Genomic DNA, 12,568 nt, shown 5'->3' with positions numbered 1-12,568 from the left:
GGAAGCAGTTTTTTATTTCTTATACAGGATTTTGTCCACTATCCAATAGAGAGAGAGGAAGGCAATACTTGAAAACAATGGGATTGTCACTAGACCCATACCAAATTCCTTTCTACGAATTTCCCCATCCGAAACATCCCCTACCAGATAATGTCCTTTCAAATAGAAGATCCCCCTCCCCACTCTTTCACCAATACCAAGCTTAAGATAAAAGAACGTATAAATCGCAATGGATAAAAGAGTAAAAATAAAAAAACTTGCGAAAATAACTAAATAGGTAGGGAATTTTTGAACTTTTCTCTGCATTACAAAGCATATCCCTCCTCTGTTAAAAGCATTCGAAGCTTTGCTCTCGCTCGCTTGCCACAATTTTTTACTGCTCCGTATGTCTCGGCTTCCTTCTGTGCAAATTCTTTTAATGGATATCCATGTAACAAACAATGCTCGAACCATTTCCATTGTTTCATCGTTAAAGCATTCTGAATTTTATGAAGTAACTGTGGGTCTAGTTCGTGGGCTAAATCCTCTACCATTAAATCTTCTATACGAACAGTGTTTAGCCATTTTTCATGCTTTTCCTGTACGCGTCTGTTGTGATCGATTAAGTGCAATAACTCCCTCCTAACACATAGATAAGCATAGCTCGAAAACTTGGATTTGCTACTATCATATTCCCGCCAGGCCTGCCATAGTGCGATTAACCCCAATTGATAAAACTCCCCGTCTTCATCTCGAATCCCATATTTATGAATTAAATGAAAAATAATGCGTTCATGATGCTTCAATACCTTATGGAAATCTTCCATTATTCAAAGCCCCATATGTAAAGGCGCCCTTACTTGTATTCCGCGGTAAGACAAGCATAACGTTGCTTAGATTGAGCGTCATCTTCCCTTATTTAGCTGAAAAGTAGAGAAAATGCGATTTTCATGCTTGAATTTTTATAAATTACCTAACAAAAACATCATTTCTACTACCCAATTACAAATTCACCACAAATATTTTTTACAATAAAAGGTTATACTAATATCCCTTTACAGTTATATAACTGTATGGTAATATAAACTCATGAAAACAACTAGGAGTATTTTTGATATCATTTCAGAACCTAACCGCCGATTGATATTAGATTTGTTAAGAAAAAAAGCAAATTCAGTGAATGAGCTAGTTCAATTAACAGGAATGAGCCAACCAGGAGTTTCCAAACATCTTCGTATATTGAAAGAAGCAGGATTAGTAGAGGTACAGAGCGAGGCTCAAAAACGTGTTTATTATTTATGTCCTCTTCCCTTATCTGAGGTGGATAAATGGTTAGAGCCTTATCGAAATTTTTGGAAGGACAATCTTGCTTCATTGGATGAATTTCTTGAAAAGGAGGAAGCAGAAGATTAATTTATCGAATGGCACGAATTAAACCCAAATAATTATAATAGGAGTTGATTAGTATGACAAAATCAAAGGCAGTTGTTACCTACCAATTTAACGCTTTACCAGAAAAAGTTTATGATGCATGGATAAATCCTGAAAAAATAAAGAAGTGGATGTTCCCTAATGGAAATATAGTAAGGTGTGAAAACAATCCTAAAGTAGGAGGTTATTTCATTTTTGTAGACAGACGAGAAGGTGATGATATTGAGCATATTGGGCAATATTTAGAACTGGATAAACCAAATCTAATTAAATTCACGTGGGCAACAGTGGATGACCTGCCTGATATAGATATGGTTACTGTGGAAATTCAACCATCAAAAAACGGTGCCATTGCTACGTTAACACATGAAATAGATCCTAATTGGGCACAATATATCCCTCAAACAGAAAATGCTTGGAATGAAATGCTGAAAGCAATGGAAGAAGTATTGAACTAAGCGAGGAGATATTCTAAAAGATCAAATCACCTATGTAGGTTAATTCAACCATACATAGGTGAGCCTTAATATGTGCTACAATCCACTAGCTTTTCCTCACGTTAACGATTGTCATCTCCAACTGACCCCTCCAATTTACGAACTCCAAAACCTCCTGTAATCGGTGCCAAAAATCCATACAGTGCTGAAAATACAAAGCCTCCAAGATTAAAAATCGCCCAAGGTAAAAATTCAAAATTGTCAACTCCTAAAGTGGTTGCCATAAATACCCCCGAAACAGTCCAAGGCATTAACACTTCGGTAATGGTAATAGAGTCCTCCATATTACGAGACAAATTGACTGGGTGCAAATTATTTTTCTTGTATACCCTTCCATAGATATCCTGAATTAAGAAATAAGATACTAAGGCGTTGGAAGTACAGTTAATTACAGCAAAACCTGTTACAAGTGCTGAAAAAGTTATACTTCCGACTGTTTTTAAATGCTTAATAATACTCTCTAGGATTGTATTTAATGCCTGTGATACTTCTAATGCCGATGCGAAGAAAAACGCTACAAAGACAAAGAATGTGGCATTATACATCGAATATAGTCCACCTCGATTTAACAACTCTTGTAAATCATCGCCGATGTCGACTCCTACCAGCATATCCACATTAAATCCAGATACGGCAGAAGCGAATAAATTAGCTAATGACGCACCTTGGAATAAAATTGCTATAATCATGGCAGTAACAGATGAAGTAAATAGCACAATAAGTGGTGGTTTTTTCATTAAGGATCCCACAATGACCACCACAGCAGGTATTAATAGCCAGAGATTCAACTGAAATAACTGATCAAGATTTGCAACCATTTCTTGAATATTCGATAATTGGGCAGAATCGGTTTCAATCCCTAAACCAACTATGGAAAAGATGATAATAGCAAGTATAGAGGATGGAATGGCTGTATAAAGCATGTGTTTTATGTGCTCATATAAATTGGAACCAGCGGCAATCGAACTCATATTGGTCGTATCCGATAAAGGAGATAACTTATCACCAAAATAAGCACCAGATACGACAGCTCCAGCTGTTATCGCTAATGATAAATCCATTGTTTGAGCAATACTCATTATTGCTACCCCGATAGTTCCCGCTGAACCCCATGAGGTTCCTACACAGGTTGATACAATCGCAGTAACTAAGAATGCGAGTAAATATAAATAGTTTGGATCAATAATTTTAAGACCATAATATACAAATAAAGGGATCGTTCCGGATATCATCCATGTCCCGATTAGTAACCCAATACAAAACAAGATGAGAATGGCTGGAAGTGCCTTTTTTATTTTGGACCCCATCACCTCTATTATTGTCTCCCACCGATTTCCATGAAATATAGCAAAAATCGCAAAAACTATTCCTGCAAATAATAGCATTAACTCTGCGGGATATTTCATTATTCCAATACCCAAAATAAAAATAGCTAATGAAATAACGATCGGAATTAAAGCCATACCCAAGGAGGGACGTTTCAAATTATCTGTATTCATCGTTTAACTCTCCCTTTCAAGGATTTTTATCATAATTGTTGAAATGCCTTTTCTAAATCATCAATTTGCAATTCAGAGCCTTCCAGCCCAATAGATAAACGAATTAAGCCTGGTGAAATTCCTTGCTCATTTAGTTGTTGTTCATTATTATCTTTTACAGGAGAGTTTACTAAGCTTTCATATCCTCCCCAGCTGACGCCAATTTTAAATAAAGATAAGGCATCAATGAAACGAGAAACACTCAAAAAATTCGCTTCTTTAAGCTCAAAACTCAGCAGTCCTGTGAATCCTTTCATCTGTTTATCTAGATAAGGAGAATCCTTCTTTACTAGGCTGGGATGATAAATACTTGCAACCTCAACTTTTGTTTGTAAATACTCAATAACATTCAAAGCATTTTCCTGATGTTGCTTCAGACGGATAGGTAATGTACGCAAACCACGATTTATCAGATAGGCGTCATGTGCCCCTAAAACTGCTCCATTCAACTGATACCCATATTGAAAAATTTCGTCCACTAGATCCTGATCACCGATCACTGCTCCACCAATAACATCACTATGACCACCAATATATTTTGTCAAGGAATGGATCGACAAATCAAACCCTAATGTTAACGGTTTCTGAAAAATCGGAGTGGACCATGTGTTATCTATCGCAGTGACGATCCCCTGCTCTTTTGCTATTTTTGTTACTGCCTGCAGATCAACTACTTTCATTAGCATCGTTCCCGGGCTTTCTACATAAATCAATTTAGTATTTTCTTGTATCGCTTCATAAATATTGGTTAATTGGTGATCTACCACACTATATGATATATGGAACTTCGATAAATAATGAATTAACTCGGTTGTAGGACCATAAATATTATTGATTACAACAACATGATCTCCACTTCGCAAAAGTGTATGAAACACCGCACTAATTGCGCCCATCCCTGAGCTAAAGCACTTACATTTTTCTCCTCTCTCTAATGCTGCTAATTTTTGCTCTAGAATTTGTACGGTAGGATTAACCCCTCTTGAATATACATAATTTTCTCTTTCTAGCTTCTGTGCTTCCGTAAACTCTTTAAAGCTCTTGAAGGCAAAAAGACTAGTTTGATAGATAGGAGGAGAAACCGATCCATGATATTGGGAGGGATCATCCCAAAATTGTGTACAAATTTCTTCATCCGTATATTGCATAATTAATCCCTTCTTTCTCATGATGAACTTCATTTCTTTTTCATTCTATCATACTATCAACCTGTATGAAAGGTTATATTATTTTGAAATGTAAGTACACATCTATTATTGGATTAATCGTTGATAATATAATAAACTTAGAGCATAATCATTTCGAGGTGAACCGTATGAAAACGTTAAAGAAGAAACGATTATCAGAAATTGTTGCAGATGAAATAAAGAGATATATTAAAAAAGAAAAACTGAAAGAAGGAGATCGTCTTCCATCTATATCCACACTCATCGAAACCCTGGGTATCGGAAGATCCTCCCTTAGAGAAGCTCTCCAGTTGTTAGAAACACAGGGATATGTTGAAATTTTAAACGGAAAAGGTACTTTCGTAAAAAACAATAAAGCTTTTCATATTCAAACTTCTTTTGATATTGAAAATGAACGAAAATTTTTATTAGATGCTCTAGAAGTTAGAATTGCTTTAGAAGGAAAAGCAGTGGATCTAGCAGCAAAAAAAGCCACACAGGATGATATTAAAAAAATGGAAAGTTATCTAAAAGAATATGTGATGTATATCAACAATAAAGAGCGGGATAAAGCAAACGAGTCTGATTCATTGTTTCATCAAACTATTTATGAAGCTGCTGACAATGATTTATTAACTAGTATTATTGACTCTGTCGGGGATACTTTTAACCAATTTTGGAATGAACCATTTGGGATTGAGGACATATTTGATAAAAGCTATCCCTTTCATGAGGAATTACTTCAAGCAATAAAAGAGCAGAACCCTAATAAAGCATCTGACGCTTTTTTAAAGATTATGGATTCTGTTAAAACATCCATTGAGAATATCTAGTACCCCACTTTTTCAGAAGGCTAAGCCGAATTTGGTTTAGTCTTCTTTTATTTATAATTTTTTCCTTGACGACCGAACCAATATATGGTTATAATTTAAATCGTAATTATTACGATTTGATAAGGAGTGTTTATTTTGGTTTCATTATTAAAAAGATTTGGTTTCATCATGGTTGGTGTGTTAGTAATTTTAGTAGGCTGTCAATCGGAAGACTCGTCCACAGAAGATACTGATGCATCAAGCGAATCTCAAACAGAAACAACGGAAGCAGAACAAGAAACAAAAGATAAGGACGAACATGATCACGATCATGATCACGACCACGACGAGCACGAGCATGAACATCATCATGCACATGACGAAGAAACAGAAGAAATTTACAATGGTTATTTCGAGGATAGTCAAGTTCAAGACCGCACACTTTCTGATTGGGAAGGAGATTGGCAATCAGTCTATCCTTATTTACAGGACGGTACGCTTGACGAGGTATTCACTCACAAAGCAGAGCATGAAGGGGACAAAACAGCGGAAGAATATAAGGCTTATTATGATACAGGATATCAGACAGAAGTGGAACGCATTGTGATTGATGGAGAGATGGTAACCTTTGTTGAGAATGGGGAGGAAAACACAGCCCAATATATCTCAGATGGATATGAGATACTCACCTATGATGCTGGTAATAGAGGAGTTAGATACATATTTAAATTAGCAGAGGAAGCAGAAAACCTCCCACAGTATATCCAATTCAGTGACCATAGCATCTATCCAACGAAAGCTAGCCACTACCACCTTTATTGGGGCGATGATCGCGAAGCTCTATTAGAGGAAGTAACGAATTGGCCAACCTATTACCCCTCTGAAATGGATGGACATGATATTGCGCATGAGATGATGGCACATTGATTTGATACTTTCTTAAAGAATTGTAAATTCTATGAAAAAGGATTGATCGATAGTAAAAAAAAGATTACATTGAATTCAATAGAGATTATTCTCCAGACCACTGAAAGGAGAGATTGATATTGAAAAAAGGTGTTGTATGTTTGCTGTTAAGTATGTTTTTGGTAATTGTTTTTTCCAGCAGTGTAGCTGCTACAGGTAAAGGAAAAGAAGTAAACCTCAAGGTAATGTCATTCAATATCCATCATGGTGAAGGCTTAGATGGAGAATTGGATATTAAGCGTACTGCCAAAGTTATGAAGGATACAGGCGCAGAAATCATTGGCATTCAAGAGGTGGACCGATTTTATGGTGACAGAAGTGATTTTCAAGATCAAGCAAGGAAACTTGCAAAGTTATTAGGCTACCATTATGTATTTGGCGCCAATCTAAATCTAGAACCAGAAACCAGCAATAAAAATAGACAATATGGTACTGCCGTTCTCAGCAAGTATCCCATCATCGATTCAGAGAATATTCATTTAAGTAGTTTTGGCAATGAACAACGAGGTCTTCTGCGTACCAAAATTAACGTAAAAGGAATTCACGTCCATTTCTATAACACACATCTAGGTTTAAATGTAGCCGAAAGACTTGCCCAAATAGCAGAAATCAATGAGGTGAAGTCGTCCTTTTCAGGTCCTAGTGTTCTAGTTGGTGATTTAAACGCAGAGCCAGATAGTAAAGAGCTTCAATTATTATTACAAGAAGGTAACTTAGTAGATGTCTTTGCAAATGGGGATGAATCAAACACCTTTCCAGTAATAAACCCAACGAAACGAATTGATTACATCCTCACCTCTCCGTCCGTTTACCACCTGGATAGTCAGGTAATTTATACAGAAGCTTCCGATCATCTACCAATAGTAGCAGATATCGTTATTACGCGTTAGCAAAGCTGAGATTTTTGCATGGAGCTAGTTTATTAAACTTGCATCCATGCATTTTTTATCTTGGCTACTTCTCTTGACATATGCATATTGGCCAAGATATATGCTTTTATCTTGGCTATCTCGCTTAGCACAGACAGGATGACCAAGATATCACCTCTTGCCTTGGGCTTTCTCCCTTAGTACTTCGATTATTCCCAACATATATTCATTACTAACCCTCTCTCATTCTAATTAGAATATATTACCACTAAATTTTCAAATTTTTTTCGACATTATTCTTAATAACGAATCCTTTTCTGCCGATAATAACAATATGCTCTTATTTGATTTAAATAATTTCTTTATTATTTATATAGCTCTCTACTGATCACTGGAGGTGATAATTTTGCAAAATGTTGTAATAGTAGAACATAGTACTTTGTTTCGAGAAATGATTTCGAATATGATTAATGATATGGAGAACTTTCACGTTCTCGAAGCTTTTGACAATGAAGCAAAGGCAATACAGTTTCTAGAAATTTCAAATATCCCTTCGTTATGTATTATTGGTACCTATTTATCAAAAGAGGATCGAATTGCCTTTGCTAAGCAATTGAAAGCTATGCAGCCACTTATGAAGGTAGTATTAGTAGCGTCTGATAAAGATGATGATGCGATTGAGGCTTTTCCAAGTACAAATTTAGACGGTTATTTAGTAGCAGATATGGGATTAGGTGATTTTCAATCTATTATTCGTTTGGTTATGGATGGCATGTTTGTTGCACCACAAACAATGATCCAACAGTATGTAAACAAATTACATTATATAGCTACCCATGAGGATAGAGATCAATTAAAACATTTACTAATGCTTGAAGATGTCGAATTAAACATAGATATAGAAGAAATTGTGTTGCAAAAGTCTATCTTTACAGACAGGGAATTTCAGATTTTCCGTTTGCTTAGAAAAGGCTGGTCTAATAAAATGATTGCAAATGAGATTAATTTAAAAGAAGGTACCGTTAAGAATTATGTTTCTATTATTTATAAGAAACTGGAGATCAAAAATCGAGATGAGCTGATGCAGTTAGAATCGGCGAATGTTTAAAGGATATTACCATCCATGGTTCAGCTATCCCTTAAGGGGTGTAGCTGAACTTTTTTTCTAATAGTAACAAGAAATGAAATCCGTAAATAGTATACTGCTACCCCTCGCAATATGCTATAATATTTGTAAACGATTACAAATGAAGGAGACGAAAGAACTTGATTCATTCAAAATGGTATGCTGTTTTAGAAATGATCACTAATTTCATACTATTAAACATATTATGGTTGCTCTGTTCTCTTCCCATCATTACTTTATTCCCTGCTACTGCTGCAATGTTTGGCGTGATTCGAGATTGGGAAAATAACGAAAACGTAGGGATTTTCAAACAGTTTTTAATCAACCTTAAAAATCATTTTAAGCATAGTATATTCTTTAAAGTATTATTTTTGATTTTTATTGTTATTTTAGTTTTAGATTATGCCATACTTAATGAATTAAACTCACCAATCATGATCTCATTAATAACTGCATTATTATTCCTTGTCACCATATTTACTTTGTTTATTAGTATGTATATTTTTCCGCTTATGGTTAGTTACGATCTTTCTTTCAAAAATTTAATGAGAAACTCCATTTTATTCTCAATGCTGTATTTCCCATCCACTTTACTGTGTTTAATTATTGTTAGTGTTGCTATTTTCATTGTGGCCATTATTCCTATCGTCAGCTGTATTATATTTAGTCCAATGGCATTTTTAATTTTCAAAATATGCAAAAGAAATTTCGATAAAGTGAGTAAAATGACAAAGACAAAGAGTATTTATACTTAACTCCTATAAAAAACAGTAGGAACTTGTAAGTTGTTCCCACTGCTATGAATCATTTCCTTATTAAATTTCCTCGATATTCTTTGGGTGTCATACCTGTTACTTTCTTAAAAAAACGAGTAAAGGAATGTGCAGAGGCATAACCAACTGCAACACCTACATCTCGAATTTTTAGTTTTCGATTTTCTAGAAGTTCCTTTGCCTTAAGAATTCTACATTTTTCAATATACTCTGATAAATTCATTCCATACTCTTGCTTGAAAAAATAAGATAAATAGGAAGGATTAAAGAAGTGAATCTCGGCTAATTTAACAAGTGATAAATCCTCATTTAAGTGATCTTCTATGTATTTGCAAATATTTTCTATTATGCAAGAAGCTTTATCTCGTTCTCTTATTTTATGTATATGAAGGATTTTCTCTGTAGTATCTTTTAAAAAATGAAATCCATCCATTATAGATCGATGGTCATCTATGCGCAACAATTTATCATAGTTAAAAATGTGTGTATTTAATTCTAAGCGATTAATATAGGAATATAAACTCAACGCAATAGCATAATAAGCTTCCATCAATTGATGAACATCATCTGTTGCTATCTCAGAAGTTATAAATGTCTGAAGATGGATAAAAAATTCTTCAATTTTATTGGAATCTAAATTTGCAACCATACTCTCCATTCTATATTTTTGCGTCGTTTTATCAGCTGGAGATTTTTGATTTTGTTCATTATGAGTATCCCATATAATCATTGGAATATTCCTTCCAACTTTAAATTGCTGTAACTGTCGCAACTGCTCATATTTTTCCGTAATTCTATTCCATTGACATGAATGACTACTTACAGTAAATATGATGGGCAACTCTAACAAATGTATACTTTCTTGTTGGACCAATTCTAAAGAGCCTTCCAAATATTTTGAAAATCGGCCATCTAAATCATCATTCGTGTCAAGGCATGGTTGAATAAACCACAGAATATCACCATACTTATCTATAATATCCATACTTTGTAATTTTTCAGAAAGGTGATATTCCCACATATCTCTAACTGCAGATAGAATATTTGATTTTTCTAGATATGTTTTCCCTTTAGGATATGTTAAACGTCCTAATACTAACCAGACACCTTTGTTTAGATCTAAGCTTATTTCGAGCTCATTAAACTCATTACGTAATATTTCCATATCCTTCCCCAAATACTTACTATCTTGTAATAAATGCCTCATATATTCACCTTGTGCCATGAACTGATAGGCATATAGTTGCTCTCTAGATCGTTCTATCCATTTACTTGTAAATTTCTCTTGATAAATTTCATTCATCACAACTTCAACTGTGTCAATTATCTTATCATAACCTTCCGTTTTTAATAGATATCTAACATTTGTCATCTGTATCGCTCTATAGGTATACTCAAAATTATTATGACCAGTTAAAAAAACTACTTTACATTTAGGCCAAAAGTTTTGTACCTTCTCGATTAATTCTAATCCATTCATCCCTGGCATAGCAATATCTGTAAGAATAATATCAATTCTACTGCGTGCGAGCCATTCTAAAGCTTCCGTAGCCGAGTATGCTTTATATACATCTAGTTGTTCAGGATTATAACTACTGAATACCTCATACAGTCCATCTGTAATAATTTCCTCATCATCCACAATTAATAGTCTATACATTCGAATCATCCTCCTCTAGATTTATTCGAATTTCTACCTTTAAACCATTTGTTTCACTTCGCGACAGATATAGACCACTATTAGCACCATAAGTTAATAAAATCCTTCTATGAATATTTGTCATTCCTGTTTGTTCTTGATAATCTCTTGCTTCATTTAAAAGAGAACGCATATCCTCTATTTTCGAGGTACTAATTCCATCACCATTATCTTCTACAACTATATAAATCGTGTGATGCTCTTTTTTAAAATGAACCCACAAATGTCCTTCGTCGACTTTCTTTTCTAGACTATGTTCGAATGCATTTTCGATAATAGGTTGGACAATTAGTTTAGGTACCTTTATGTGTTCCATTTCTTCTGGTAATTCATCAAACTGAACCTTGATTCTTCTTGAAAATCGAAGCTGTTGAATTTCTGTGTACATTCTAGCATGCTTCATTTCTTCGGATAATGTTACGTGCTCTTCCTCATTCCGGGTAATAAATTTAAAATACTCTCCTAGCATACTAGTAAATTGTTCCATACGTTCCGTGTCCTCTGTCTTTGCTAAGGAATTTAATATAAAAAAACTATTATATAAAAAGTGCGGATTTATTTGAGATTGTAATTGTTTTAATTCCGCTTTTTGCATCATTAGCTTTTGTTTATAATCCTGCTCAATAAGTCGTCTAAGTTTATATAGCATAATATTATAACGATTATATAGAAAGCCAAACTCATCCTCCTGTTCATGCTCAATGGGATTATTTAGTTCCCCATCTTCCATTCGTCGAAAGCCATCAACTAATAAGACTAAGGGTTTATGGACCATTCTATATATCAAGTAAGAGTAAAGGATGATGACCACTAAAGAGGTAATGGCAAATCCCCAAGCCCACCTACTAAACTTTTTTAATGGGAGTTTAACTATGTCTTCAGGAATAAAGGTTACAACAGAAAGCTTTAAATCCTTAGAATAAGCACTATTTATATGAAATCTTTTATCCTCAAAAAAAGTTACATTGTCATTATTTTCTTTTGACCTCATGGTGTGATAATAAATGTTAAAAGCATTACTTGTTTTTTCGCCACTTTCTAACAGTAATTCCTTGTCATCAGACACTAGAAATGTAGAACTATTTGGATACATATTTAATGTGTTTAAATCCTCACTCATCTTTTGTTTATCTAATTCGATGTGGACTACGATTTGGGGATGTTCCTGCAGATCATTCCCGATTATTGAAGCACTTAAACTTAACGTATCCTCAGTTTGTATTAATCGTAATCCTGTTTGTGATTTGCTAGTGCGTATTTTCTCATACTCTAATTTATTAAAATCTTGTGCTGCATTCATCACAGAAATGGTTTTGTCAATGGATGGTAAATGGATCGAGATATCTTTAATATATATATTTGTGTTTTTTATGGAGGTAAGTCGATGTATGATATAGTTCACACTATCTTTTCGTTCGATATTGTCCATCATATCCCACGTATACGCAATCTTTCTTAGTTCCGTTTCTTGTAAAATATCAAATTGCTGAATTTCAATCCATTCGATTTCACGATTTAGGTTCCCTAGATATGATGTTAATTGTACTACTGTATTCTTTGAAATTTCCTGGCTTGTATTTTGATAGGTCCAATTGTACAAATAAATACCGAAAACGATAATAGGTAAGATTAATATAAAAAACATAATAAGTAGTCTTGCAAAGATAGTTTTACGCAATGAATTAACTGGAATTTTTAGCATTCCTGCCCTC

13 protein-coding genes are annotated in these 12,568 nt (G+C 34.3%); 7 read left to right on the top strand and 6 right to left on the bottom strand.

The window, feature by feature from the left end:
• Positions 1-12 precede the first annotated feature (12 nt).
• Both ACZ5R4_RS17200 and ACZ5R4_RS17195 read right to left on the bottom strand, forming a co-directional pair.
• Entirely contained in the window at positions 13-306 is a 294-nt protein-coding gene (locus tag ACZ5R4_RS17200; RefSeq protein WP_109985351.1) for a hypothetical protein, read from the bottom strand.
• The gene (locus ACZ5R4_RS17195; protein WP_464367693.1) at positions 306-806 is read right to left on the bottom strand and encodes a sigma-70 family RNA polymerase sigma factor; all 501 of its coding nucleotides are present in this window, start codon (positions 804-806) and stop codon (positions 306-308) included. The genes ACZ5R4_RS17200 and ACZ5R4_RS17195 overlap by 1 nt, the downstream gene beginning before the upstream one ends.
• A 262-nt stretch (positions 807-1,068) precedes the next feature.
• On the opposite strand from ACZ5R4_RS17195, the gene ACZ5R4_RS17190 reads away from it, so the two are divergent.
• Together ACZ5R4_RS17190 and ACZ5R4_RS17185 are read left to right on the top strand one after the other, a co-directional pair.
• Positions 1,069-1,392, top strand: coding sequence for an ArsR/SmtB family transcription factor (locus ACZ5R4_RS17190; protein ID WP_054860319.1), 324 nt, complete (start codon positions 1,069-1,071; stop codon positions 1,390-1,392).
• Between the two features lie 53 nt (positions 1,393-1,445).
• Positions 1,446-1,868, top strand: coding sequence for an SRPBCC family protein (locus ACZ5R4_RS17185; RefSeq protein WP_277679969.1), 423 nt, complete (start codon positions 1,446-1,448; stop codon positions 1,866-1,868).
• Positions 1,869-1,969: 101 nt separating this feature from the next.
• Here the strand turns inward: ACZ5R4_RS17185 and nhaC are convergent, their stop codons facing one another.
• A complete protein-coding gene (gene nhaC / locus ACZ5R4_RS17180) occupies positions 1,970-3,406 on the bottom strand; it encodes a Na+/H+ antiporter NhaC (RefSeq protein WP_464367692.1) in 1,437 nt (478 codons plus the stop codon).
• Between the two features lie 29 nt (positions 3,407-3,435).
• Positions 3,436-4,614: a trans-sulfuration enzyme family protein gene (locus tag ACZ5R4_RS17175; RefSeq protein ID WP_464367691.1), complete on the bottom strand. Its 1,179-nt coding sequence runs from the start codon at positions 4,612-4,614 to the stop codon at positions 3,436-3,438.
• Positions 4,615-4,760: 146 nt separating this feature from the next.
• Here ACZ5R4_RS17175 and ACZ5R4_RS17170 point away from each other — a divergent pair, with 146 nt between their 5' ends.
• The 5 genes from ACZ5R4_RS17170 (at position 4,761) to ACZ5R4_RS17150 (ending at position 9,139) form a co-directional block, all read left to right on the top strand.
• On the top strand, positions 4,761-5,444 hold the full coding sequence (locus ACZ5R4_RS17170; protein WP_054860317.1) for a FadR/GntR family transcriptional regulator: 684 nt from the start codon (positions 4,761-4,763) through the stop codon (positions 5,442-5,444).
• A 132-nt stretch (positions 5,445-5,576) separates the two neighbouring features.
• Complete coding sequence (locus tag ACZ5R4_RS17165) at positions 5,577-6,350, top strand: metal-binding protein ZinT (RefSeq protein WP_425454598.1); 774 nt, start codon at positions 5,577-5,579, stop codon at positions 6,348-6,350.
• A gap of 119 nt (positions 6,351-6,469) precedes the next feature.
• Positions 6,470-7,279, top strand: coding sequence for an endonuclease/exonuclease/phosphatase family protein (locus ACZ5R4_RS17160; protein ID WP_277679973.1), 810 nt, complete (start codon positions 6,470-6,472; stop codon positions 7,277-7,279).
• A 385-nt stretch (positions 7,280-7,664) separates the two neighbouring features.
• Positions 7,665-8,366 (top strand): response regulator transcription factor, encoded by a 702-nt coding sequence (locus ACZ5R4_RS17155; protein WP_464367690.1) that lies wholly within the window; start codon positions 7,665-7,667, stop codon positions 8,364-8,366.
• A gap of 158 nt (positions 8,367-8,524) precedes the next feature.
• A complete protein-coding gene (locus tag ACZ5R4_RS17150) occupies positions 8,525-9,139 on the top strand; it encodes a DUF624 domain-containing protein (protein ID WP_054860314.1) in 615 nt (204 codons plus the stop codon).
• A gap of 49 nt (positions 9,140-9,188) precedes the next feature.
• Here ACZ5R4_RS17150 and ACZ5R4_RS17145 read toward each other — a convergent pair whose 3' ends face one another.
• Together ACZ5R4_RS17145 and ACZ5R4_RS17140 are read right to left on the bottom strand one after the other, a co-directional pair.
• Positions 9,189-10,817 carry a response regulator transcription factor gene (locus ACZ5R4_RS17145; protein WP_109985342.1) on the bottom strand — a complete coding sequence of 543 codons (1,629 nt, stop codon included), beginning with the start codon at positions 10,815-10,817 and terminating at the stop codon, positions 9,189-9,191.
• Complete coding sequence (locus ACZ5R4_RS17140; protein ID WP_464367689.1) at positions 10,810-12,558, bottom strand: sensor histidine kinase; 1,749 nt, start codon at positions 12,556-12,558, stop codon at positions 10,810-10,812. Before ACZ5R4_RS17140 ends, ACZ5R4_RS17145 begins: the two co-directional genes overlap by 8 nt.
• Positions 12,559-12,568 lie beyond the last annotated feature (10 nt).

Source organism: Gracilibacillus sp. JCM 18860, assembly GCF_055395245.1.
This window is presented reverse-complemented; position numbering and strand designations above follow the sequence as displayed.

Excerpts from the sequence above, each read along its gene's own strand:
- ACZ5R4_RS17145 (WP_109985342.1), bottom strand. The coding sequence starts at position 10,817 with ATGTATAGACTATTAATTGTGGATGATGAGGAAATTATTACAGATGGA.
- ACZ5R4_RS17185 (WP_277679969.1), top strand. The coding sequence starts at position 1,446 with ATGACAAAATCAAAGGCAGTTGTTACCTACCAATTTAACGCTTTACCA.
- ACZ5R4_RS17190 (WP_054860319.1), top strand. The coding sequence starts at position 1,069 with ATGAAAACAACTAGGAGTATTTTTGATATCATTTCAGAACCTAACCGC.
- nhaC (WP_464367692.1), bottom strand. The coding sequence starts at position 3,406 with ATGAATACAGATAATTTGAAACGTCCCTCCTTGGGTATGGCTTTAATT.
- ACZ5R4_RS17140 (WP_464367689.1), bottom strand. The coding sequence starts at position 12,558 with ATGCTAAAAATTCCAGTTAATTCATTGCGTAAAACTATCTTTGCAAGA.
- ACZ5R4_RS17195 (WP_464367693.1), bottom strand. The coding sequence starts at position 806 with ATGGAAGATTTCCATAAGGTATTGAAGCATCATGAACGCATTATTTTT.
- ACZ5R4_RS17200 (WP_109985351.1), bottom strand. The coding sequence starts at position 306 with ATGCAGAGAAAAGTTCAAAAATTCCCTACCTATTTAGTTATTTTCGCA.
- ACZ5R4_RS17170 (WP_054860317.1), top strand. The coding sequence starts at position 4,761 with ATGAAAACGTTAAAGAAGAAACGATTATCAGAAATTGTTGCAGATGAA.
- ACZ5R4_RS17175 (WP_464367691.1), bottom strand. The coding sequence starts at position 4,614 with ATGAGAAAGAAGGGATTAATTATGCAATATACGGATGAAGAAATTTGT.